General features: G+C 72.2%; 19 protein-coding genes. 9 read left to right on the top strand and 10 right to left on the bottom strand.

The features are described from left to right. The first annotated feature begins 643 nt into the window (after nucleotides 1-643). Complete coding sequence (locus tag AB0E67_RS14965) at nucleotides 644-1936, top strand: helix-turn-helix domain-containing protein (protein ID WP_351524718.1); 1293 nt, start codon at nucleotides 644-646, stop codon at nucleotides 1934-1936. Between the two features lie 146 nt (nucleotides 1937-2082). After that, nucleotides 2083-2346 (top strand): hypothetical protein, encoded by a 264-nt coding sequence (locus AB0E67_RS14960; protein ID WP_362025941.1) that lies wholly within the window; start codon nucleotides 2083-2085, stop codon nucleotides 2344-2346. Between the two features lie 13 nt (nucleotides 2347-2359). On the opposite strand, the gene AB0E67_RS14955 is transcribed toward AB0E67_RS14960, so the two are convergent. The 4 genes from AB0E67_RS14955 to AB0E67_RS14940 all read right to left on the bottom strand — a co-directional run bounded on the left by AB0E67_RS14955 (nucleotide 2360) and on the right by AB0E67_RS14940 (nucleotide 4895). Then, on the bottom strand, nucleotides 2360-2809 hold the full coding sequence (locus AB0E67_RS14955; RefSeq protein ID WP_362025938.1) for a YchJ family metal-binding protein: 450 nt from the start codon (nucleotides 2807-2809) through the stop codon (nucleotides 2360-2362). A gap of 65 nt (nucleotides 2810-2874) precedes the next feature. After that, nucleotides 2875-3684, bottom strand: a complete 810-nt coding sequence (locus AB0E67_RS14950) for an SAM-dependent methyltransferase (protein WP_362025935.1) — start codon at nucleotides 3682-3684, stop codon at nucleotides 2875-2877. A 114-nt stretch (nucleotides 3685-3798) separates the two neighbouring features. After that, nucleotides 3799-4035, bottom strand: a complete 237-nt coding sequence (locus AB0E67_RS14945; protein WP_073781424.1) for a DUF397 domain-containing protein — start codon at nucleotides 4033-4035, stop codon at nucleotides 3799-3801. Then, the gene (locus tag AB0E67_RS14940; RefSeq protein ID WP_362025933.1) at nucleotides 4035-4895 is read right to left on the bottom strand and encodes a helix-turn-helix transcriptional regulator; all 861 of its coding nucleotides are present in this window, start codon (nucleotides 4893-4895) and stop codon (nucleotides 4035-4037) included. The genes AB0E67_RS14945 and AB0E67_RS14940 overlap by 1 nt, the downstream gene beginning before the upstream one ends. A gap of 205 nt (nucleotides 4896-5100) precedes the next feature. On the opposite strand from AB0E67_RS14940, the gene AB0E67_RS14935 reads away from it, so the two are divergent. From AB0E67_RS14935 to AB0E67_RS14905, 7 genes are all read left to right on the top strand, one after another. Next, on the top strand, nucleotides 5101-5559 hold the full coding sequence (locus tag AB0E67_RS14935; protein WP_362025930.1) for an ATP-binding protein: 459 nt from the start codon (nucleotides 5101-5103) through the stop codon (nucleotides 5557-5559). Then, nucleotides 5553-5993, top strand: a complete 441-nt coding sequence (locus AB0E67_RS14930; protein ID WP_362025927.1) for a hypothetical protein — start codon at nucleotides 5553-5555, stop codon at nucleotides 5991-5993. The genes AB0E67_RS14935 and AB0E67_RS14930 overlap by 7 nt, the downstream gene beginning before the upstream one ends. Nucleotides 5994-6227: 234 nt before the next feature. Continuing rightward, nucleotides 6228-9851 (top strand): DUF4132 domain-containing protein, encoded by a 3624-nt coding sequence (locus AB0E67_RS14925; protein ID WP_362025924.1) that lies wholly within the window; start codon nucleotides 6228-6230, stop codon nucleotides 9849-9851. Further along, the gene (locus AB0E67_RS14920; protein WP_362025921.1) at nucleotides 9848-10978 is read left to right on the top strand and encodes an AAA family ATPase; all 1131 of its coding nucleotides are present in this window, start codon (nucleotides 9848-9850) and stop codon (nucleotides 10976-10978) included. The genes AB0E67_RS14925 and AB0E67_RS14920 overlap by 4 nt, the downstream gene beginning before the upstream one ends. Continuing rightward, complete coding sequence (locus tag AB0E67_RS14915; RefSeq protein ID WP_362025918.1) at nucleotides 10978-13380, top strand: DUF5682 family protein; 2403 nt, start codon at nucleotides 10978-10980, stop codon at nucleotides 13378-13380. Before AB0E67_RS14920 ends, AB0E67_RS14915 begins: the two co-directional genes overlap by 1 nt. Continuing rightward, complete coding sequence (locus AB0E67_RS14910; protein ID WP_362025916.1) at nucleotides 13377-14705, top strand: VWA domain-containing protein; 1329 nt, start codon at nucleotides 13377-13379, stop codon at nucleotides 14703-14705. Before AB0E67_RS14915 ends, AB0E67_RS14910 begins: the two co-directional genes overlap by 4 nt. After that, on the top strand, nucleotides 14702-16753 hold the full coding sequence (locus AB0E67_RS14905) for a hypothetical protein (protein ID WP_362025913.1): 2052 nt from the start codon (nucleotides 14702-14704) through the stop codon (nucleotides 16751-16753). Before AB0E67_RS14910 ends, AB0E67_RS14905 begins: the two co-directional genes overlap by 4 nt. Before the next feature lie 514 nt (nucleotides 16754-17267). On the opposite strand, the gene AB0E67_RS14900 is transcribed toward AB0E67_RS14905, so the two are convergent. The 6 genes from AB0E67_RS14900 to AB0E67_RS14875 all read right to left on the bottom strand — a co-directional run bounded on the left by AB0E67_RS14900 (nucleotide 17268) and on the right by AB0E67_RS14875 (nucleotide 23451). Then, the gene (locus AB0E67_RS14900; protein WP_362025910.1) at nucleotides 17268-18614 is read right to left on the bottom strand and encodes a 6-phospho-beta-glucosidase; all 1347 of its coding nucleotides are present in this window, start codon (nucleotides 18612-18614) and stop codon (nucleotides 17268-17270) included. Between the two features lie 105 nt (nucleotides 18615-18719). After that, complete coding sequence (locus tag AB0E67_RS14895) at nucleotides 18720-20378, bottom strand: cytochrome P450 (RefSeq protein ID WP_362025907.1); 1659 nt, start codon at nucleotides 20376-20378, stop codon at nucleotides 18720-18722. Between the two features lie 80 nt (nucleotides 20379-20458). Beyond that, the gene (locus AB0E67_RS14890) at nucleotides 20459-21073 is read right to left on the bottom strand and encodes an ATP/GTP-binding protein (protein ID WP_362025904.1); all 615 of its coding nucleotides are present in this window, start codon (nucleotides 21071-21073) and stop codon (nucleotides 20459-20461) included. Continuing rightward, nucleotides 21054-21425 (bottom strand): DUF742 domain-containing protein, encoded by a 372-nt coding sequence (locus tag AB0E67_RS14885; RefSeq protein WP_362025902.1) that lies wholly within the window; start codon nucleotides 21423-21425, stop codon nucleotides 21054-21056. The genes AB0E67_RS14890 and AB0E67_RS14885 overlap by 20 nt, the downstream gene beginning before the upstream one ends. Further along, on the bottom strand, nucleotides 21422-21829 hold the full coding sequence (locus AB0E67_RS14880; protein WP_073781436.1) for a roadblock/LC7 domain-containing protein: 408 nt from the start codon (nucleotides 21827-21829) through the stop codon (nucleotides 21422-21424). Before AB0E67_RS14880 ends, AB0E67_RS14885 begins: the two co-directional genes overlap by 4 nt. Beyond that, on the bottom strand, nucleotides 21826-23451 hold the full coding sequence (locus AB0E67_RS14875) for an ATP-binding protein (RefSeq protein ID WP_362025899.1): 1626 nt from the start codon (nucleotides 23449-23451) through the stop codon (nucleotides 21826-21828). Before AB0E67_RS14875 ends, AB0E67_RS14880 begins: the two co-directional genes overlap by 4 nt. Nucleotides 23452-23897 lie beyond the last annotated feature (446 nt).

Genomic DNA, 23897 nt, shown 5'->3' with positions numbered 1-23897 from the left:
AGTGCCGAGCCGTGAAATCTTGTCCAGAAGTGAGCAGTCACGGCGCCCCCCGCGAAGGGTCCCGGACCGCCCGCGCACAGCACACTCGACCCGTGTCGCACCAACTTTCCCTGGTCAAGGGCTATCTGAGTGATCGTCAGCCATCCCCTCGCATGCCACGCCGTATCCGTACGGCGACCCGGAAGACCCTCTCGCCGGCCGAAGGCGCAACAGGGGATTCGGCCGGATTGAATTCCGGCCCCGTACAGGGCGAAGGCCGCACACACGATCCCGCGACACACCCTCTTCGACTTCGCACCGAAGAATCGGCAAGCCCGGCCGTCCCGCGGCAGACGTATCGCATTCCCCCGCACGGAAGAGCGGTGCGTATTCACCGGGGCATCTCCGGGAATTCCCGTCGCGGAACACCGGTCCGGCGCACACGCGCGGCGGACGAAACGGAATCCATGAATCCGTGCGTCCCGGCACGTCGCGCCCGCGACGTGCGGTACGTGCCCCCTACATCTCGTCCTGTCGTGCCTGTGTCCACACGCGCGTGCGTGGACTATCTTCAGCAACCCACGTTGGTACGCACCTGACGGCTTGGGAGCGCTCCTCCCACGGCCCACCCCCCATCGGGCGCCGGAGAGCAAGGGACAGAGGAATGCCGGGAGTTGTGCAACCCTCGGAACTCGGAGAGCCGCTCGGGCCGCTGCCGCAGGAGTTCGCTGCGATCGTTCGCCCCGAGATACCCAGCCTGATCAAGGAGATCGGGCTGGAGGTCACCCGGGCCTACCCCGTGTACGCGCGACTGCTCGACGGCCCGTACGGACAGGGCATCCGGGTGGGCGTCGAGCAGACCATCTCCGTCTTCGTGGACCAGGTCGCCGAGCCGACCGCCCCCTCCACCCTGCGCGACGAGATGTGCCGGAGGTTCGGCCGGTACGAGGCGTACGAGGGCCGCACCCTGGACCAGTTGCACGGCGCCTACCGGCTGGGCGCGCGGATCGCGCTCCGCCGGGCCAAGAAGATCGGCCGACGCTACAACCTCTCCCCCACGATGATGCTCGCCTTCGCCGACGCCCTGTTCACCTACGTCGACGAACTGGAGGCGCTCTCCCGCGAGGGCTACATGGAGGTCCGCGCGGCCTCGGCCGACCACACGGGCACCCTCAGACGGCGGCTGCTGCACCTCCTGCTCGCCGGACGTCCCGTCCCCCGTACGGCCATCGCCGAACTGTGCGAGCAGACCGGCTGGACGATGCCCGACGAGGTGACGCTCGTGGCGGTGCGCTCCTCGCCGGATCCGGGCGGACCGGGCGCCGACCGGGACGTACTGGTCGACTTCACCGATCCCCAGCCGCACTTATTGATCCCGGGGGCGTTCGACGACGCGCGAAGACGCATGCTCGACCGAACGCTCCCGGGGCACCACGCCGCGGTCGGACTGACCGTCCCCACCGCCATGGCCTCAGACTCGATCCGCTGGGCCCGCCGGGTGCTCGAACTCGTGGACGCGGGCGTCATCGACGACGAGCCGGTCGTCCGCTGCGAGGACCACCTGATCACACTCTGGCTGTTGTCCGACACGGCCCTCCTCGACCAGCTGGCGCGCCGCGAACTCGCCCCGCTCGCCGGAATCAGCGCGAACCGGCGGGAGCGGCTGATCGAGACCCTGCGGATCTGGCTCGACACCCGGGGCACCGCCGCCCAGATGGGCGAACTGCTCGACGTGCACCCGCAGACGGTCCGCTACCGGATGCGCAACCTGGAATCCATCTTCGGCGAGCAGCTCGTCGACCCCGAGGCCCGCTTCTCGACCGAGGCGGTGCTGCGCGCGCTGCGGCTGCAACTGCGCGCCGGAGGCGACGACGCCCGCGAACCGCGGGGCGAGCGGGCCGGGATCGGATCACGCACGGCACGACGGGTCAACTTACCCAGCGGTAAGGCGAAATAGCCGGTCAGTCCCAAACGGTTGCCACACGGAGACGTTCTCAAGGAGAAACCCGGACCTGTGTCCCGTAGACATGGAGGAGTCGGCCGCCCACCCGGCGGCCGTACCCGGCACCGCCTCCTGGCCGACCATCCGAGAGGGAACCCCTCATGACCGCCTCGCACCTCCTCGTCCCCGTGCCGATCCCGGACCGGGTCGCCGCGCTGATCGGGTCCTGCATCCCCCCGCACATCCTGCGGGCGGAACTCGACGCCGCGGGCGCCGCGCGGGAGGTGCGCCGGTTCCGCGGTCCGCGGCTCTGCGTCGAGGACCAGGCGGACCGCGAACAGGCGCTCGGGGAGCTGGCGCGCGCCAACAAGATCCTCGCCGCTCATCACCCGGGGCTGCCGGTGCGCCCCGGCAGTGCCTGGTGATCCGGCGCGGGACCTACTCGGCGAAGTCCGCGGCCTCGTACACCCAGGCGCCTTCGGAGCGCACGAAGCGGCTCTTCTCGTACTGCGAGTCGGGCTGTCCGGCGACGGTGAAGTGCGCGCGGAAGGTGACCGTGCCCGTGGTGTGGAAGGCGCTGCCGTCGGTCGTCCCCAGGACCTCCAGGCGCACCCATCGCGTCCCGGGATCGAAGTCGACGGCGGGCGGCCGGGTGGCGGGGTGCCAGGTGCGGAGCAGATACGCCTCGTCCCGGACGGCGAACGCCGCGTACCGGGAGCGCATCAGGGCCTCGCAGGTCGGGGCGGCCGCGGTGCCCGTGTGGAACCGGCCGCAGCAGTCCCCGTAGGTGCCGGGCAGTCCGCAGGGGCACGGCGACCGGTCGGTGATCGCGGAGGGCCGCCCGGCGGGGGCGGTGGACCGCCTCGGTCGTATGGTGCGTCGTGACATGCGTCCATTGTGTCCTGCGGGCCCGGGCGGGACGGCCCGGGAGGTCCGGGGCCCGGCCGGGGCGGTCAGTGCTTGCGGGCGACCCCCGCGTAGCCCGGGATCGGCTCTTCCCCCGGGACGTCGACGGCCTCGCCGAGTTCCGGGTGCCAGTCCGCGGAGAGCGAGACGCCCGGCTCGACGAGTTCGAGCCCGTCGAAGAACGCGGTGAACTCGGCGCGGGACCGCAGCCGCAGCGTCATCCCGCGCGCCTTGTACATGGCGGAGGCCGTCGCCGCCCCGTCCGGGTCGTAGTCCCCCGTGGTCTGCGAGAGCACCAGGAAACTCCCCGGGGGGAGCCTGCTCACCAGGCGGTCGACGATCTCGGCCGCGCCGTCGTCGTCGTCCAGGAAGTGCAGCAGGGCCAGCATCGACAGCGCGATCGGCCGGTCGAAATCGAGAACGTGGCCGGCCTGTTCGAGAATGACGTCCGGTTCGCGCGCGTCGGCCTGGATGTAGTCGGTGGCCCCCTCGGGGGTGGAGCGCAGCAGGGCCGCCGCGTGCGCGAGGACGATCGGGTCGTTGTCGCAGTAGACGACGCGCGCGTCCGGGGCGATGCGCTGGGCTATCTGGTGGAGGTTGGGCTCGGTGGGGATTCCGGCGCCGATGTCGAGGAACTGACGGATGCCGTTCTCCGCCAGCCACCGGGTGGCCCGGTGCATGAAGGCCCGGTTGACCCGGGCCATGTCCCGTCCCCGGGGCTGGAGGGCCAGCAGCTCCCGGGCCATCTGTTCGTCGACCGGGTAGTTGTCCTTGCCACCGAGAAACCAGTCGTACATCCGTGCGGGATGCGGACGGCTGGTGTCGATCTCCACGGCTCGGGGCTCGTGCCCGGTCATAGCGCGCTCCATGGGTCCATAGGTCGGCGGACAGCGGCAGTGTGGGACGCGGACGGGTCCCGGCGCCGGGGATTCCGAAGGAGGAACCGTCGGACCGGCATCGGGACCCACCGCTCAGGTCAGGAGGAAGTCCGCCTGACCCGACTTGGCTCCCTGGATGAAGGCGGCGATCTCGTGGTGCGAGTAGATGAGCGCGGGGCCGTCGGGATCGGCGGACTGGCGGACGGCGACCCTGCCGTCGGACAGCTTCATGGCTTCGACGCAGTTGCCCCCGTTCCCACCGCTCCACGGCTTGTGCCAGCCCTCGGTACCGAGTTCGGCGGCCGGCATGCCGTTGTATATGGGATCCATCACAGCTCCTTGCGGAAATCCCGGAGGATCTCCTTCGTGCGTTGTGCAGTCGCGGCCTGGGCCGCCATGCGGTCCATGACTTCGAGGTAGGAGGCCACCTCGGGGCGCGCGTCGAAGTAGACGGCACCGGTCAGGTACTCGCTGTAAACCATGTCGGGGAGTTCGGGCACTCCGAAGCGGAAGATGACGAAGGGGCCGTAGGTGCCCGGGTGGTGACCGGTCGAGAACTCCGCGATCTGCAGTGTCACATGCGGCATCTCGGTGGCCTCCAGCAGCCGGTCGATCTGCCCGCGCATCGCGTCGGCGCTGCCGACGGGACGGCGCAGCACCGTCTCGTCCATCACCACCCACAGCTTCGGGGCGTCCGGCCCGTGGAGCAGGGACTGACGTCTCATGCGCAGTGCGACATGGCGTTCGATGTCCTCGGGCCTGGTCTGGCCGACGGCACCCGTGCGCAGCACCGAGCGCGCGTAGTCCTCGGTCTGGAGCAGACCGGGGACGAAGTGCGGCTCGTACATGCGCAGGAGGCTCGCGGCGCCCTCCAGGCTGACGTACATGCTGAACCAGTCGGGGAGCACGTCGTGGTAGCGCTGCCACCAGCCGGGCTTGTTGGCCTCCTCGGCGAGCTCCACGAAGGCGTCGGCCTCGTCGTCGGAGATGCCGTACGCCTTCAGCAGCATCTGGACGTAGGGGATCTTCAGGGCGACCTCGGCGGTCTCCATCCTGCGTACCGTCGCGGGTGCGACCCGCAGCACCTTGGCAGCCTGGTCACGGCTCAGGCCGACACGCTCCCGCAGATCCTGCAGGCGCTTGCCGAGAACGACCTGACCGACGGTCGGGGCGGACCGCGGTTCGCTCACTTCAGACCTCCCCATGCGCTGTTTGGCAGCAGTGTGCCATGAGCGGGACCCCGTGACACAGTCACTCTGAAATTTTCAGAGTGCCTCTTGCCAAGTGTTCCGGACAGGGGGAAAGTGTTTGAGGGAACCAGTTCACGTAGTCACGACCGTGGTCATTCGTGTGCGATCGCGGAGCGTGACGCAGCCCCCACTGTGAGGAATGGTTGTGGCACCTGGCAGTGCGCTCATCCCCCGGCTCATGGACCTCAGCCCCGGGACGGAAGCGCTCCGGTACTGCTTCGCGCTGCCGGCACACCCGGAGTCCGTGGCCGGCGCGCGGCAGCTGGCACGGGCCCGGTTCGACGAGTGGCGGCTGGACGACGACGCGTACGAGGCGGCGGTCCTGATCGTCTCGGAGCTGGTCACCAACGCGGTGGTGCACACCAGGAGCGCCCGCGTCGTGTGCGAGCTGCGATGTCTCGGCAGACGGTTGCGCATAGCCGTGCAGGACCAGGGGCACCAGCCCGGCGGGCCGAAGCTGTGCCGCACCGCCTCCGGCGAGCACGGACGCGGACTGCTACTCGTCGACGCGATGTGCAGTACGTGGGGTTCCCGCTACGCGGAGTTCGGCTCGGGCCGCATCGTGTGGGCGGAGCTGCCGCACGGTTCGGAGCGCTCATGCTGAGGAACGCGATGTCGCATCTGCGCAGGGCACGTCGGCCCCACGACTCCGGGCCCCCCTCCGGGACGGAGACGGTGCGGCTGCCGCTGCCGCCCGCGTTCTCGGCGACCCTGGGCTGCGACGCCGTGGGCGTGCCGGCGCGCCACGGCTTCCGGCTGCTGTCCCACCTGCCACGCACCGGCTGCGTCTTCGCGGACACGGACCTGTGGTGGTGGATCGTGCCCGCGGGCTCCGACCTGGATCTGGACTGGCCCGTGGAGGTCGCCTACGTGCGCGGGGCGCGGGTTCCGGCGGACCGGCCGAGGCTGATCCACCGACCCGACAACCGCACGCCGTACACCCCGCCCATCCCCCTCTTCCTGATGGTCTGCCAGGTGATGGGCGTGACGCCGTCATGGGCGCCGTCCGGAGGCGCACGCGCGGTCTCCGCTCCCTGACGCGGGCGGTCCGCGGCCCCGCCCCCGGGCGTCGCGCCGCCCGTCGCCGCGCCGTGCTCGCCGCCACCCCGCCCGTCGGTCTCCGCCGGTAGCCCCGCACCTCGCTCGACCTGGGGATTCATCGAGCGGATGCCCTGGTCACGCTGCGTTGTCAGTGGTCCGTTCTACTGTGGCACCACTGATCGAAAGCCCGCCGGAGCGCGGGTCGTCCAGGTGTGAAAGGGGGGCGGACCCGTGCGCCGCTGGGAATACGTCGAGGGCACCGCGTCGAAGTTCTGGGAGACCGGGGCCGAGGGCTCCGTGGTGACGGTGCGTCATGGACGATGCGGAAGCACCGGCCGTACACAGACGAAGGAGTACGCGTCGGCCGAGGCCGCCGCGGAGCAGGTCCGCAAGTCGATCGCGGAGAAGGAGAAGAAGGGGTACCGCGAGGTGGCCGCCTCGGACGTGCCCGCCGCATCGGCGGCCGGAGGCGCCCCGGCGGTCCTGGACACGCCTCCCGCCGAGGGGCCGCCGGTCCTGCCGGACGAGGACACGTTCACGCTCCCCGCCAAGTGGAAGAGCATCCTCCTTCCCCGGCGCGGCGGTTCGCCCCGGGTGCCGGGCGGGCTCCCGTCGGGAGCGTTCGAGGAGATCGACACGGCGGTCGCGGAGCAGGCGTCCTGGATCCAGCGGTTCGTCGACTCCTCCGACTCGGACCGCGGGCTGGCCGACCAGCTGCGGGCACATGTCTCGGGGGATCCGACACCGGCCGGCGCGGCCCTGCTCACCTCGATCGTCCAGCTGCCCCTGCCCGACTCCGCCTGGGCGCACCTGTGGGCCGAGCGGTACGGCCTGCCGTTCGCCGCGTGCGCGGCCGCCGAGATGCTCTCGGTCGAGGCGACGTGGCAGCAGGCCGGCGGTTCGCGGACCATGCCGAAGCTGCAGGTGCTCACCCGCCCCCACCACGCGTACTGGACGCGGAACCGCCGGCCGGTCACGGACCGGGTGCGCGCGCTCCTGGCCGCGGCAGACGAGGAGACCTACCGCGCGGCGGTCGCGGCGCTGGCCGAGCGCCGTACCGATGTCATCCGCAGGGTCTCCGTCTCCTATCTGGTGCCGAGCGAGACGGACTGGGTCGACGAGCTCTGTGCCGATCCCCGGATTCTGGACGAGCACGACGACAGCCTGCTGGCGATGATGTTCGCCTCGCTGTACTCCGGCGACCAGGTGACGGGGTTCACCCACCGGCCGCCCCTCGCCTACAACGCGGCGCTCGTCGCGACGCTGGCCGAGGGCATCGGAACGGCCGTCGCCCCACTGCTGGCCGATCAGCTCAAGGGCGGGGCCTACTACGCCGACGCGGTGAAGGCCGCCGCCGAAGCCCTGGCCGAGATCCCCACCGACGAGGCGTTCCTCGCCCTGCTGGCGCACGCGGACCTCAAGCAGGTGCGTCCTGCCCTCCTCGAAGCCATGCGCCGCTGTCCGGTGCGGGCCGTGCGCCTGCTGGCCGCCGAATCGCGGCACGCCTCGGGCGCGGCGGCCGACCGGACGCGACAGCTGATCCGGGGCCACCTCGCGACCTGCCGCGAGGCGGTGTCCCTCGCACTCGGCGGTCTGGACGCCGAGGTCGTCGAGGTCGTGGAGCCGCTGCTGAACCCGGTCGGTCTGGTCCCGGACGCCCCCGCCGACGCGCTCCCGGAGGTCCTGACGACGCCGCCCTGGTCCCGCCCCCGCACCAAGGCCAAGGCCCTGGTGGTGACCGGTCTGACCGCCGAGTCCGCGCCCTCGGTCGAGTGGCTTCCCGGCGAACGGGAGGCCTGGGCCGCCACCACGTCCTGGTACACGACCGAGCGCACCGGCGGCCGGTCGGCGGGATGGGACGTGAACGACCCCGCCGTCCAGCACGACCTGCGCGGAGACCATCTCTCCTCGGCCTGGCGCTACGTCCACGGCCCCGAGGAGCTGGTCGCCCCGTATCTCGCCACGTGGGATCCGACCGACCTGTGGGACGCCGAGGACACCTTCAAACCGATCGCGGCCCGCTTCGGCCTCGCCGCTCTGCCGCTGCTGCTGCGCGCCGCCCCCCGCCAGCCGGCCGCTCTCGCACCGGTGCTGCTCCCGTTCGTCGACGTGGGCGTCGCCCGCGACATGGCGGACTGGGCGGTGCGTCTCAAGTCCGTGGCGGCGACGGCACGTTCCTGGTTCGCCCGGCACGGTGCGGCCGCCGCCCCGCTCCTGGTGCCCGACGCCGTGGGCAAGGCCGGCCCCGCCCGGCGCGCCGCCGAGCAGGCGCTGACGCTGATCTCCTCGCTGCACGGCGAGGAGGCGGTGCGCGAGGCCGCCCGTGGGTACGGGCCCGAGGCCCTGGCCGCGGTGGAGGGGCTGCTGGCCGCGGATCCGCTGGAGCGGGCGCTGCCCGCCAGGATGCCCGTACTCCCGGCATGGGCGGAACCCGCGCTGCTGCCCCAGATCCTGGTCCGGTCCGGCGGTGCGCTGCCTCGGTCGTCGGTGCACCACGCGCTGACGACCCTGGCTCTGTCCAAGTCCGGCGACGTCTACCCGGGTGTCGGCCGGCTCGTCGAGACGGCCGAACCCGCGACGCTCGCCACGTTCGCCTGGGCCCTGTTCGAGCAGTGGCAGCTGGCCAACATGCCCGCGAAGGAATCGTGGGTGCTGCATGCGCTCGGGCTGCTGGGCGACGACGAGACGGTGCGCAGGCTCACTCCGGTCATCCGGACCTGGCCCGGTGAGGGCGCCCACCACCGGGCCGTGGAGGGCCTGGACGTCCTGGCGACGATCGGCAGCGACGTCGCGCTGCTGCATCTGCACGCGATCGCGCAGCGGGTGAAGTTCAAGGGGCTGAAGGCCCGGGCCCAGGAGAAGATCGCCGAGGTCGCGGCCGGACTGGGGCTGACCGGGGAACAGCTCTCCGACCGCCTGGTGCCGGACCTCGGTCTGGACGAGGACGGTTCGACCGTCGTCGACTACGGCTCGCGGACGTTCACGGTCGGTTTCGACGAGCAGCTGCGGCCGTACGTGCTGGACGGGGACGGCAAGCGCCGCAAGGACCTGCCCAAGCCGGGCGCCCGGGACGACGCGGAGCTCGCCCCGGCGGAGCGCAAGCGGTTCATGGCGCTCAAGAAGGACGTCCGGACGATCGCGTCGGACCAGGTGCGCCGGCTGGAGGCGGCGATGGTGACCGGGCGCTCCTGGACGGCCCAGGAGTTCCGGGAACTGTTCGTCGCCCATCCGCTGCTCTGGCACCTGGTGCGCCGACTCGTGTGGCTGAGCGAGACGGACGACGGGGCGTCCACCGCGTTCCGGGTCGCGGAGGACCGCACGTTCGCCGACGTGGAGGACGAGGTCTTCGAACTGGCCGAGGACGCGGCGGTGCGGCTGGCGCACCCGGTCCGGCTGGGCGAGGCGCTGGCCGCCTGGTCCGAGCTGTTCGCCGACTACGAGATCCTCCAGCCGTTCCCGCAGCTCGGCCGCGCCGTGCTCGCGCTGTCCGACGAGGAGCGCGAGGGCTATCGGCTCACCCGCTTCGAGGGCCTGAAGGTGCCGACCGGAAAGGTCCTCGGACTGGAGCGGCGCGGCTGGGAGCGGGGCGTGCCGCAGGACGCCGGGGTGGAACGCTGGATCTCCAAGCGGCTGGGCGACAACCGCTACCTGGTGATCGCTCTCGACACCGGCATCGCGGTCGGGGTGGTCGACATGTTCCCCGACCAGACCCTCGAAACGGTGTGGCTCGACACCCGCCCCCAGGACCACTGGTCCGGGCACGAGCACCCGCTCCGCTTCTCCGGGCTGGACCCGGTGACCGTGTCGGAACTCCTCGCCGACCTGACCGAACTCACCGAGGGCGCCGCGTCATGACCGTACGGAACGAACAGCGGCCCGGCGGGTCGGCGGAGGACGCGGCCGGGCGGGTGCAGCGGCCCCCGGCCGAGGCGCGGTACGCGGACGAGCTCGCCGCGCTGCGGGCGAAGGACCGCGATCCCCGGCCGCCCGGCTGGGAGTTGAGCCTGCGCGCGGCGCGCCGCTTCGTCGTCGGCGACGCGGACGCGGGCATCAGCCGGAAGTTCGTCGGCAATCCCTCGCTCGTGGACCGGGCGCTGGTGACGCTGGCGACGAGTCGCGGCCTGATGCTGGTCGGGGAGCCGGGCACGGCCAAGTCCCTGCTCTCCGAGCTGATCGCGGCCGCGGTCAGCGGGGACTCCACGCTGACGGTGCAGGGCGGCGCGGCCACCACGGAGGACCAGATCAAGTACGGCTGGAACTACGCGCTGCTGGTCGCCGAGGGGCCCTCCACGCGGTCGCTGGTGCCCGCGCCGATGCTGCGCGGCATGGCCGAGGGCAGGCTGGTGCGGTTCGAGGAGATCACGCGCTGTCCGCTGGAGGTGCAGGACTCGTTGCTGTCGCTGCTGTCCGAACGGGTGGTGGCGATCCCCGAACTGGCGGGTCCGGACGGCATGGTCTTCGCCCGGCAGGGGTTCAACGTCATCGCGACCGCCAACACTCGGGACCGCGGCGTCAATGAGATGAGTGCCGCGCTCAAGCGGCGGTTCAACTTCGAGACCGTGTTCCCGATTCCCGATCTGGACACCGAACTGACGCTCGTCGAGGCGGAGGTGACGACCCTGCTGCGGCGGTCCGGGGTGGAACCGCCGCCGGACCACGACGTGCTGGAGGTCCTGGTCGCCACGTTCCGGGAGCTGCGCAACGGGGCCGGCGGGCCCGGCGCGGGCGCGGACCGCCCCTCGGCGGTGATGAGCACGGCGGAGGCGGTGTCGGTCGCCCATGCCGTGGGGGTGCGCGGCTGGTTCCTGCGTGGCGAGCCGGGCAGTGCCGCCGATGTGGTGGCGTGCCTGGCGGGGACGGCGGCCAAGGACAGCCCGGAGGACCTGGCCAGGCTGCGCCGCTACCTGGAACAGCAGGTGCCTCGCAGGCGCGGCCCGGCGTGGCAGGCCCTGTACGACGCGCGTCATCTGCTGGCCGACTGATGTCCGCGGTGTTCCTGGGGGTGCGGCACCACTCCCCCGCCTGCGCCCGGCTCGTGGGGCGGACCATCGACGAGCTCCGCCCCGCCCATGTGCTCGTCGAGGGTCCCGCGGAGATGAACGGTCGGCTGGACGAACTGCTGCTCGGGCACGAGTTGCCGGTCGCGGTGTTCAGCCACTACCGGGACGAGGACCGGGCGGCCACGTCCTGGGCCCCGCTCTGCGACTACTCGCCGGAGTGGGTCGCGCTGCGGGCGGGACGGGCGGCCGGTGCGGAGGTCCGCTTCATCGACCTTCCGGCCTGGCATCCGGCGTTCGCCGAGCGCACCAACCGCTACGCCGACGCCGAGGCACGGTACACGGAGGCGACGGACCGGTTGTGCCGGCACTTCGCGGTGGACTCGCCGGACGCCCTGTGGGACCGGCTGTTCGAGGTCGAACCGGACGACGGCCTCGCGGAACGGCTCGACGCGTACTTCGCCCTGGTGCGCGGTGACGCGGAGGCCGACGCGGGCGACCGGTCGCGGGAGTCGTACATGGCGGCGTGGGTGCGGGCGGCGGTCGCCGCGGCCGGGGAGCGGCCGGTGCTGGTGGTGACCGGCGGTTTCCACCAGCCCGCGCTCCGGGCGCTCACCGGGACCGGGCGGCCCCACGACAGCGGCGGCGGCACCGGCGACGGCGTGCGCGAGCACGGTACGAACGGATGGGAGCACGACGCCGACGGGTGGCCGCGGGTGCCCGCCCCGCCGGACGGGGCCCTGGCCGGGAGCTTCCTCGTGCCGTACTCCTTCCGGCAGCTGGACGCCTTCGCCGGGTACCAGTCGGGGATGCCGTCACCCGGCTACTACCAGCAGGTGTGGGAGTCGGGCCCCGAGGCCGCGGCGGAGGGGCTGCTGCGCGTGGTCGTCGAGCGGCTGCGGGCGCGCAGGGTCCCGGTGTCCACCTCCGATCTGATCGCCGCGCGGAGTCTGGCGCAGGGGCTCACCACGCTGCGCGGCCACCCCCGCCCCGCCAGGATCGATGTGCTGGACGGCCTCGCGGGCGCCCTGATCACGGACGATCTGGACCGGCCGCTCCCGTGGACGAGCCGGGGCCCGCTGGGCGCGGGGGCGCACCCCGTGGTCGTCGAGATGGTGTCGGCGTGCGGTGGCGACCGCATCGGCAGACTGCACCCCGGCACCCCCGCACCGCCCCTGGTCCACGACGTGGCGACGCGGCTGGCGGCGCTGTCGCTCGACGGCGGGCCCGGGACGTCGTACCGGCTCGATCTCACGGACGCCACCGATCTGGAACGCAGCCGGCTGCTGCACCGGCTGCGGGTGCTGGGGATCCCCGGGCACGGGCGGATCTCCGGTCCCGAGCACGGGATCGACCCGGTGTTCACGGAACGCTGGGAGTCGCGGTCCGTCGCCGGGCGCGAGGCCGCGCTGGTGGAGGCGGGTGCGTACGGGGCGACGCCGGCGGAGGCCGCGGCGGTGGCGCTCGTCGAGCGGACCCGTGGCGCCGCGTCCGGGGCGGACGATCTGGCCCGGGCGCTCTTCGATTCCGTGCTCTGCGGAATGGACGGCTTCTCGGGGCGGCTTCTCGGTGAACTCTCCTCCCAAGTGGGCGAGTTGAAGGATACGGGTGTGCTCGGGGAGATCCTCTCCACGGCGCTGGGGCTGTGGCGGCACGACCGGGTGTTCGGGGTGGCGCGGGGGCCGCTGCTCGCCGGGGTCGTCGACCGGGCGACGGAGCGCCTGGTGTGGCTCCTCGAAGGGGCACGCGGCGGACCGGGGGTGGATTTTCCGCGGCTGCGTGCCGTGGCGGCCGTCCGGGACGCGGTGCGGCACGCGGATCGGCTGCTCTCGGTCCGCCCGGAGGCGGTGGTCTCGGTGGCGTGGCGGATCAGTGGCGATCCGCAGGCGCCGTTCGATCTGCGCGGGGCCGCGTTCGGCCTGCACCGGGCTCTGGCACCGGTCCCGGACGCGTCGGGGGATCCGGCAGAGGCGGTGCGTGCGGTGGCGGGAGCGGGCACGGACGCGCTCGGCGACTGGCTGGCCGGGCTGTTCGCACTCGCCCGGGACGAGATGACGGAGCCTGCGGGGGCGACGGTTCCGGCGGACGGCCAGGAGACCGGTCGAGACGCGGAGTCCCTGCTCGACGTGCTGGACGGGCTGGTCTGCGCGTTGCCCGAGGACGCGTTCCTGGCGGGGCTGCCCGCGCTGCGTCAGGCCTTCACGTTCTTCCCGCCCCGCGAACGCGAGCGGATCGCCGCTCGCCTGCTGGAACGGCGGGGCGTGCGCGGTTCGTCGCACTCCCTGCTGCGGACCACCGAGGACCCGCTGCTGATCGCCCGGGCCCGCGCCCTGGAGGAGTCCGTTTCCCGGCTGCTGGCCCGTTACGACCTGGGAGCCACCCCATGACCACACCCGAACACACTCCCGACCCGGCGCCCACGGTCGAAGCGGTCGCCGGCACGACACCCACGACCACCGCCGGACGCATGCCCACGGCCGGAGCGGGCCCCGAGGCGGCACCCCGACCCGACACCGGCCCCGCTGCCGCGACCGGCCCCGACGTGAGGTCCCGGCACGGGGACGCCGCCTCCGGCACGACACCCGACGCGGGCCTGGAGCGCTGGCGGCTGCTGCTCGGCTCCGCGGCCGAACACCACACCGGCCCGCTGAGTCCCGGTGGCGCCGGCCGTGACGCCGCGCTCGACTGGCTCTACGGCCGCGACCCCGACCTCGCCCGACGCGGTGTGCGCCGTTCCGGCACCACCTCCCGCACCGGAGGCAACGGCCCCTCGGCCCTGACCACGGTCGACTGGCTCGACGACATCCACCGGCTGTTCCCGAAGGAGACCGTCGAACGCCTGGAGCGGGACGCCGTCGAGCGGTACGGCATCCAGGAGATCGTCACCGACCCCGCCGTACTGGAACGGGTCGAGCCGAGCCCGACGCTGCTGCGGGCCGTGCTGCGGACCAAGCATCTGATGAACCCCGAGGTGCTGCGGCTGGCCCGGCGCATCGTCGAGTCGGTGGTGCGGCAGCTGCTGGCCAGGCTTCGACCGGAAGTCCGCCGGGCGTTCCACGGCACCCGTTCCCGCACCCCCAGCCGGGTGCCGCTGGCTCGGGACTTCGACTTCCGGCGCACGGTGCGGGCCAACCTCGCCCACTACCAGCCGGCCGAGCGCCGCCTGCTCATCGAGCGTGCCCACTTCCACTCCCGCACCCGGCGCCACATGACGCAGTGGCAGCTGATCCTGCTGGTCGACCAGTCGGGCTCGATGGCCGGTTCGGTGATCCACTCGGCGGTGACCGCGGCGTGCCTGTGGGGCCTGCCCGGACTCAAGACACATCTGGTCGCCTTCGACACCCAGGTGGTGGACCTGACCGCCGACGTGAGCGACCCGGTGGAACTGCTGATGCGGGTGCAGCTCGGTGGCGGTACCGACATCGCCCGTGCCGTCCGCTACGCCGCGGGGCTGGTGGAGAATCCCCGGCGCACCGTCGTCGCACTGGTCACCGACTTCTACGAGGGCGGCGACGCCTACCAGTTGGTGCGTTCCGTACGGTCTCTGGTGGAGCAGGGCACCACCGTCCTGGGGCTGGCCGCGCTCGACGAGGACGCCGAGCCCGACTACGACCGGGGCACGGCCGCGCGGCTCGCCGAGGCCGGGGCGCATGTGGGGGCGATGACGCCCGGCCATCTCGCGGAGTTCGTCGCCGAGAGGCTGGGCCGATGAGCGAAACGACTCGTGACACGACAGCCGCACGCCCCGACCTGCTCGCCCTCACTCCCGACACGCTCGCGCAGCTCGCCAACCGCGGCCTGGTCAAGCGGGCCACGAAGGAGCTCGACACCGGCACGGCACCGGCCCTCACGACCGACCCGGACACCACGCTGCGGGCCCGCTTCCCGGACGGCACCACCACCGCCCTGCCGCCCGGCACCGGTCTGGAGAACGGCACGTGCAGCTGCGCCGCGCCCGGGGTGTGCCGTCATCTCGTGGGCCTGGTGCTGGCGTACCAGCGCGAGGCCGCGTCCGGCAGGGACGGCACGGACCCTACGGACGATGGGAACGCGGCCTCCGCCCCGGTCGCCGACTGGTCCCCGGGCGCCACCGACGACGAGGCGCTCGCGGCGGCGGCCGGCGCCCGCCCGCTCGCCGCGGCCCGTCGCTCCTTCGACCGCGGTTACGCCGCCGTGGTCCACCGCCCGTCCCCGGAGCACCCCGAGCCCCGGGTCGAACTCCCCACCTGCACGGTGCGTTTCCCGGTCCCCGGCGAGATCGCCTACGCGCTGACGGACGCGACCCCCGCGCTGCGCGGTGAGGTGCTGGCCCTCGCGGTATGGGCATTCCGGGCGGCCGACGCGGCGGGGACCGGGGAACGGTCCGTGGCCGTCCAGGTCGGTGGCGCCCCCGCCGCCCCGCCGTCGGCCGGACCGGCGATGGACACGGCCGTCGAACTGGCCGACGAGCTGCTGATGGAGGGCGTGGCACATCTCGGGCCGGTGCTCGGCGGGGCCCTGGCACGGGCCGGTGCCGATCTGGCGGCACGATCGCTGCACTGGCCGGCCGGTGCGCTCGCCGATCTGGTGGACCAGCTGATCGCGTACGCCGACCGCGACGCGCACTACCGCCCGGAGTCGGTGGCCGCCCTGCTCACCGAGGTGCATGCCCGACGGCGGGCCGCCGCGCTGCCCGGTGTGCTGGGCACCCGCGAGGCCGGGGACACCCCGCTGCGTCGGGTCCGGCTCGTCTCGCTCGGCTGCCGTGTCCACGGCACGCCCCGGGCCCTCGTCTCCGAGGTGTACTTCGCTCATCCCGGCGCGGGTTCCGTCCTGGTCCTGCGCAAGGCGTGGACGGCCGCCGAGGGCAAGGAGCTCAGCGGTCATCTGCTCGCCGCCCGCCGTGTCCTCGCCACCGGGCTCGGCGCGCTGGCCACCGGGAGCCTGGTCAGCGAGAACGTGCGACGCACGGCGAGCCGTGTGCTGACCGTCGGCCGCGGCAGGCTCGGCACCCCGACCGTGACACCGGTCGGCACGGCCTGGACGGAGCTCCCCGAGCCTCTGCTCGTACGGGATCTGTCCGCGCTCACGGCGGGCTGGGCGGGAAGACCGCCCCGGTTGATCCGTCCTCGGGTCGAGGCCGAGTCGGTCCATGTCATCGCGCTGTCGGCGGTGGAGAGCGTCGGTTACGACCCGGCCGAGCAGCGTGTCGAAGCCGTCGTGCGCGACGTCTCGGGGACCTCGGCGCTGCTGACGTCCGCCTACCGGCCCGAATGCCCCGGGGCGCTGGACGCCCTGGCGGCGGCCCTGGAGGACGGCGCGACGCATGTGAGCGGTGCGGTGCACCGCACCGCCGCGGGCGTCACGATCGATCCGATCGCGGTGCTCACCCCGGCCGGGGTGATCGTGCCGGATCTCGCACCGGGCGACGGCTCCACGGCGCTGGCGGCGGCACCCCGCTGCCCGTCCGATCCGCTGACGGCGGCGCTGGAGGAGGCGTTGTCCGCGCTCTCGGCGGTCCCGCACAGCGGGCTGCGCCATCTGACGGTCCCGGCTCGCTCCCGTATCGAGGGCGCCGCCACGACGCTGTCGCGCACCGGCCTGGTCAGCTCGGCGGCACTGGTGCGCGCCTTCATCGACGCGTTGGACGGCGGGGCGGAGACGGACGGGACGGGACTCGGAGCCGCTGCCGACGCCTGGCTGGAGGCGCAGCTCCATCTCCTGGCCGGCAGCGAACTCCATTCGTCCGAGCAGGAGTCCACGCCCGGTCCGCTACGCTGACGGCCCGCGCCCGGGACGTCTCACGCCGGAGCGGGCCGAAATCCCCCTCGGGGCCGGACCGAGAAGCCCTCGGTGCGGGACAGTCCTGGGCCGTGTCGTCGAAGTGCCGTCGTGGCTCCTCCACGCGAGGCGTCGGGTGTCAGGCCAGTTGTTCCAGGACGTCGCGGGCCCGGTTCACCTCGTAGTCCAGCAGGTCATCGGCTTCGTCCAGCGCCTCGCCCAGGACGACGGCCTCGCGCAGTACGTGCCGAGCCATGTCGTGATCACCGTCAGAGGCCGGCAAGTCGCCGAGTACGACCGAAGCTCGCACTTTCAGTGAAGAAGCCTCGAGCTCGCCCACCAGGTCACGCAAGCCGGCTTTCGCGGCCCTCGTCTTGCCCGGCGCGCGCCGGGCGGGGGCGCTCGATCGCACGAAGGCCGCCTCGGCATCCTGAGAATGCCCGCGCCGGCGACCTTGTTCGAGGTACGTTCCGGCGCCGGAGGTCGATCTCGACGCCGGAGGCCGGAGAACGAACTAAGGGCGGTCGAGGTAGCGGAGGCCGGGGTGGACCTTCAGGTATCCGTCGACGAGTCGTTCGGCCACGGTCACCGAGTCGACCAGCGGGTGCAGCGCGAACGCCTTCACGGCGGCGGCGCGCGAGCCGCTGTCCGCCGCGTCGAGCACGGTGCGCTCGACGGCCTTGACCGCGGTGACCAGGCCGACGGCGTGGTACGGGAGGGGGTCGACCGCGACGGGGTGGGCTCCGCTCGCGTCGACCAGGCAGGGCACCTCGATGACGGCGTCCGCGTCGAGCACGGAGAGCGTCGTGCGGTTGCGGACGTTGAGGATGAGCGAGGTCCGTTCGTTGCGGGCGACGGCCCGCATGAGGGCGAGCGCCACCTTCTCGTACCCGCCGGAGTCCAGGTCGCTCTCGTCGCGGTCACCGGCCCCGGCGGCCTCCCGGTTCTCCGACATGTACGTGGCCTCGCGTTCGGCGCGAGTGCGGTTCCACGCCGTCAGGGCTGGAGTGTCCGGGTCCTTCATACGGGCGTAGAAGCCCTCCTGCTGCTCGCTGAGGAAGGCGCCCCGGGTCTGCTCGGCGGCCTGGTAGGCGCGTACGGCTTCCCGGTTGAAGTAGTAGTAGTGCAGGTACTCGTTGGGGACGGCGCCCAGCGACCGGATCCAGTCGGCGCCGAAGAGCCTCCCCTCCTCGAAGGAGCCGAGGAGCCCGGGATCCGCCAGCAGCCGCGGCAGCTCGTCGCGCCCGTCGACGCGCAGGCCGCGGACCCAGCCCAGGTGGTTGAGGCCGACGTAGTCGATCCAGGCCCGGTCGGGGTCGGCGCCCAGGATCCGGGCCAGACGTCGGCCGAGGCCCACCGGGGAGTCGCAGATGCCGATGACGCGGTCGCCCAGGTGGCGGGCCATGGCCTCGGTGACCAGCCCGGCCGGGTTGGTGAAGTTGATGACCCAGGCGTCCGGGGCGAGCCGTGCGATGCGTTGTGCGAGGTCGACGGCGACGGGAACGGTGCGCAGCCCGTATGCGATGCCGCCCGCGCCGACCGTCTCCTGTCCGAGGACGCCTTCGTCGAGGGCGACGCGTTCGTCGGCAGCCCGGCCCGCGAGTCCGCCGACGCGGATCGCGGAGAAGACGAAGTCCGCGCCCCGGAGGGCGTCGTCGAGCTCGGTGGTGGCGGTGACGACGGGGGCGTCGGGGACGTCCACGGCCTGTTCGCGAAGGACCCGGGCGACGGCGGCGAGCCGGTCGGCGTCCGTGTCGTGGAGGGTGACCGCCGAGACGCGGCCCTCGGCGTGATCGGCGAGGAGCGCCCCGTAGACGAGTGGAACCCGGAATCCGCCGCCGCCCAGAATTGTCAGCTTCACGCTTCCGCATGGTACGGGGACGGGAGCGGGCCCGGGGGCGGGGCCGGCGCGCGGGGACGGCCCCGGGCCCCGTGTCCCCCGGCGGTCCTCCCGGGCACCACATGGTCAGTTGCCGCTCCACCACCGCGAGACGACACGCCACAGCCGCGCCGGGGCGGACTCACCGCGCTGCTGCGGGATCCGGTCGGCCGCCGGTCCGCCGGGAGCGGGCGCGTCCCGGGACGTGTCGAAGGCCGCCGCCGTCGCCGTCGAGTCCGTCGCCCCCGTCCCAGGAGCGGACGAACGGATCGGAGCGGAGGAGGGGACGGGAGCGGAGGAAGGAGTGGGACCGGGTCCGGAGGACGAGGCGGGTGCCGGTGCGGGCACCGGCGCCCGGCCCGCGTCGCGGTCGGGTGTGGGACCGGTGTGCCGGACGGTCGACTGCACCTCCCAGTCCTGGCGCTGCGAATGCGGCTTGCCCATGGACGGCGGTTCCTTGTCGTCCTGGGGCGGGCGGGCGGCGAAGTCCGCCGGGAGCTCCACCAGGTGCCTGCTCATGATGTTCCCGATCCACCGCAGTTCGCTCTCGTCCACGGCGAGTTCGAGGTCGGGAAGCCGCATCAGCAGCGCGTCGACGCCGACGTCGGCGATGGCACGCCCGATGTCCTGTCCGGGGCACTCGTGGGGGCCGCCGCTGAACGCGAGATGGGCCCGGTTGCCCACCATGTCGGCGCCGAGGTCGGGCCGCACCACCGGGTCGGCGTTGGCGGGCGCGATCCCCACGATCAGGGCATCGCCCGCCCTGATCCGCTTGCCGCCCAGTTCGGTGTCACCGACCGCCCACCGGCCGAAGACCGCGGTGAACGGGGGTTCGTCCCACAGCGTCTGCTCGACCGCCTCGGGCACCGTCATGTGACCGCCGCTCAGCCTGGCCCGGAAGCGGGGGTCGGTGAGCACCATGCGCAGGACGTTGGCGATCAGGTTGGCGGTCGCCTCGTAGGAGGCGATGAGGATCAACCGGAGGTGTTCGCTGACCTCCTGGTCGTTCAGCCCCGCGGGGTGCTCGACGAGCCACGTGGCGAAGTCGTCCGCGGGATCGCGCCGACGGCGCTTGACGAGCCGGGTCAGCACGTCCGAGACGTAGGCGTTGCTCGCGACGGCGGTCGCCGTGCCCCGGATCATGTCGCGGGCGGCCTGGACCATCCGGTCGTTGTACTCCTCGGGCATGCCGAGGACCGCGCACATGACCATCATCGGCAGTCGCTCGGCGAACCGGCTGACCAGGTCGACATGGCCTTCCTGGCAGAACTCGTTGACGAGCCGGTTGCTGTAGCGGTTGATGTGGCGGCGCACCCCACGGGTGTCGATGCGCGCCATGCTGTCGGTGACCGCTCCGCGCTGGCGTTCATGGGTGGCGCCGTCGGCGAACACGCAGATCGGCTGCCAGGTGAAGATCGGGGCCAGGGGGTGGTCCGCGGCGACGGTGCCGTCCTGCAGGGCCCGCCAGCGCCGCGAGTCCCGGGAGAACTGCGAGGGCGTACGGGTCATGTGCAGGTTCTCGCTGTGTCCGAGGACCAGCCAGGCGGGTACGTCCCCGTGCAGCAGCACGGGTGCTACGGTGCCGTGTTCGGCGCGCAGCTTGTCGTACAGCCCATGGGGGTCCCGCTCGGCCTCCGGGCCGTAGAGCCGGCGGATTCCGCCGGGGCCGAGGCCGTGGGCCGGGCACTCGGGGGGCGGAACCGGCCCCTGGGCCGCTCCGGGCTCGTAGTGGAAGGGGGTTGTCACGATCGCTCCAGGGATCAGGATTCCCGAGAATCCGGACGGATGGGACGCGCGGGGGGTGTGTGGCGGGGGGTGTGGTGCGGTCAGGCGAGCGGGAGCGCCAGGCTGTGCAGGTAACGCATCAGGGTCATCAGCACGTCGCGACTGGAGCCGCGCAGCCGGGCGTCGCAGTCGATCATCGGGACCTCTTCGGGCAGGTCCAGGGCGCTGCGCAGCGCCTCGACGGGATGCTTCGGGGCGTCGGGGAAGGTGTTGATGGCGACGACGAACGGCACTCCGCGCTCCTCCAGCCGGCCGATGACGTCGAAGCTGACCTCGAGGCGGCGGGTGTCGATCAGGACCACCGCGCCGAGGGCGCCTTCGAACAGGCCGTTCCACAGGAACCAGAACCGTTCCTGGCCGGGGGTTCCGAACAGGTAGAGGATCAGCTCCTCGCTGATGGAGATCCGCCCGAAGTCCATGGCGACGGTAGTGGCGGTCTTGCTCTCCACCCCGTAGTTGTCGTCCACGCCGACCCCGGCCTGCGTCATGGTCTCTTCGGTGGTCAGCGGCCGGATCTCGCTGACGGATCCGACCATGGTCGTCTTGCCGACCCCGAACCCGCCGACGATCACGACCTTCACCGCGGCCGTGGCCGTGGTGGGAAGGACGTCCTCGCGCCGGGGGCCGGCGATCGTGTCAGAGCTTCTGAAGTCCATGCATCACCGCTTCGAGAAGGGACCTGTCCGGGAGGGTGGCGCGAACGATGGGTGCGCGCGATTCGATGAGGTCGGCCACGAGGAGTTCGGTGAGGAGCGACGTCACCACGCTGAAGGGCAGAGCCAGGTACGCCGAGATCTCGGCGACGGATAACGGGGCCAGGCAGAGCCGCAGGATCACGGCCTGCTCCGGCTGGACCGTCGGCGTCGGCTCGGCCTTCGCCACGATCATCGTCACCAGGTCGAGCGCGGCGCGCTCGCTTCCGTCGGGATCGCCGGTGAGCACGTACAGCCGTTCCGGATCGCTCAGCACCGGATCGGCCGTTCTGCGTTCTCGTCGGGGCGGGTTCATCCGCCCTGCCTGTCATGGCGAGGGGGGCTCGTCAGATGGGCGCCGATCCTGACGACCATGTCGCGCATCCGCGCCCCGACGAGTCCGGCGTCGACGGTCTCACCGGCCAGGACCGCGAGGTAGGCGCCGGTTCCGGCCGCCATCATGTAGAAGAAGCCGCCGGTGACCTCGATGACGACCAGGCGCATGATGCCGTCGCTGTAGGGGATCTCGGTGGCGACGGCGGCGGCCAGGCTCTGCAGTCCGGCGCAGGCCGCCGCGAGGCGGTCGGCGACATCGGGGTCGCCGCCGTGCTGGGCGATGCGCAGTCCGTCGGCGGACAGCACCACGATCTGGTGGATGTCCGGCACGTCGTCGGCCAGTTCCTTGAGCATCCAGTCCATGTTTCCCCGCTGCTGGATCACTTCAGGTCTCCCTTGTCCCAGGCGTCGTCAGAGTCTTCGTCGGTCTTCGGCTCCTGCGGCACGCCGTTGACGGCGTTGGTGAAGGCCTCCAGCCAGAGCCCGGGCGGCTGTTCCCGGTTGCCGTCACCTCCTGGACCATGTCCGTGCCCGTGCCCGTGGCCGTTGACATGGCCGTTGCGCTGTGCCGGAGCGGGGTCGACGGGCTGCGCGGGAAGGTTGTGCGAGCCCAGGGGGGCGCGACCGCGGCTGCGGCGTTGCGGGAGACCGCCGGCGGTCCACTCGGTGACCACGGGGACGTCGTCCTCCATGGCGGCCGCGGGCACGGCCGGTCGGGTGGCGGGCGCGATCGGGCCGGTGGCCGGGCGCTGGGCCACGGGGCGCGGCTTGCGCCGGGCCGGTACGACGTGCTTCATGGCCTCCTGGTCGATGTCGCTGGTGGGCCGCGAGGTGGCGCCGATGCCGTGGGCGATGCCGGGAGCCGGGCCGGTGGTGATCATGGCGCGGGGCACGATGAGGACCGCCCGGACACCGCCGTACGCGGACTGGCGCAGTGAGACCTGGAGGTCGTACATCCGGGAGAGACGGCCGACGACGGCCATGCCGAGCCGCGGGGACTCGCCGAGGTCGTTCATGCTGGAGCCCGCCTGGGCCCTGGCGAGCATGTTCTCGGCGCGGGCGCGGGCCTCCTCGCTGAGCGAGACTCCGCCGTCCTCGATCTCGATGGCGATGCCGGTCTGCACCTCGACGGCGGTGACGTGGACCCGTGTCTGCGGCGGCGAGTACCGGGTGGCGTTGTCGAGGAGTTCGGCACAGGCGTGGATCAGCGGTTCGACGGCGGTGCCGATGATGGCGACCTTCGCGATGGAGTGCAGATCGACCCGCGGGTACTCCAGGATCCGGGACATGGCACCGCGCAGGACGCTGAACAGCGGTACGGGCTTGGGCCATTGACGGCTGGGCCGGGCACCGCCGAGCACCGCGATGGAGTCGGCGAGACGGCCGATCAGCGCGGTGCCGTGGTCGATGCGGAGCAGGTCGTCGAAGACGTCGGGGTTGCGTCCGTGGTGCTCCTCCATCTCGCGCAGTTCGCTCGCCTGACGGTGGACGATCGCCTGTACGCGGCGGGCGACATTGACGAAGGCGCGCTGCGCGGAGTCGCGCATCGCCTCTTCGTTGTCGACGATGTTCAGCACCTTGTAGACCAAGGAACGCTGGGCCTCGGGCAGATCGCGGTAGCGCTCGTCCGCGTCGACGACGTCCCGGAGCACCTCCTCGGGCGAATTGCCCACGCGCAGCCGGTGGATGGCGGCGGGCAGGAGCTCCCTGCCGATCCGTACGGTCTCGTCGTCATGGGCCGCGATGCGCCGCTCCAGGTCGGCGAAGCGCCGTTCGTACGCCGCGCGCTGGTTGCGCATGTCGCGTGCGCGCCGGGCGAGTTGAACGGTGAGTGCGGCGATCAGAACGGTGGCGAGCGCGCCGCACCAGATGACTGGTATCCGCGCGGCCCCGGGCAACAGCGCCGCCGCGGCGGCGGTCGCGCCACCGCACAGGACCACGGGCAGCAACACGGCTCGAACGACGGGTGCTTCCCGTTCGGTCGGTGGTGATTCGACACGGACCATCTAGAACCTCGGGCGGTTGATTCGGGAGATATGAGCGCCAGCCCGGACAGTTGAGAACAAGCACTCGAATTCATCTCAACTCGACTGCGCTGCGCGTGAGCTTAGTCAGATCGAATCAGCGCCTCGGCACATTCACCCAACCCCCTGCGCGAACGCTCGCGCGGTAATACACTCACGAGTTTTCCTACGCAGCGCCTCCGAGCGTGCACAACGAGTGACGGATCGCCGAAACCGGCGCGTTTCGGGGCCCTGCGTACCGCATGGAAGGACAGATGCGTGCCGCGTGGATCCCGCATCCCGGCGAAACAGGCCGGATTGACCGGGAACATGGCACCATGACGGCTCAATCATTCGGCCAGGAACGCCCGTTGCCGTCCTCCTCAAGGGGACAAGAACACTTGTGATCGAAGTCGCTCGAAAGGTGCACATTCATGACTGAACGGCTG

It is taken from the genome of Streptomyces sp. NPDC032161, from assembly GCF_040636995.1.
Classification (GTDB): domain Bacteria; phylum Actinomycetota; class Actinomycetes; order Streptomycetales; family Streptomycetaceae; genus Streptomyces.
The sequence above is the reverse complement of the archived record's forward strand: the minus strand, read 5'-3'. Positions and strand labels throughout refer to the sequence as shown.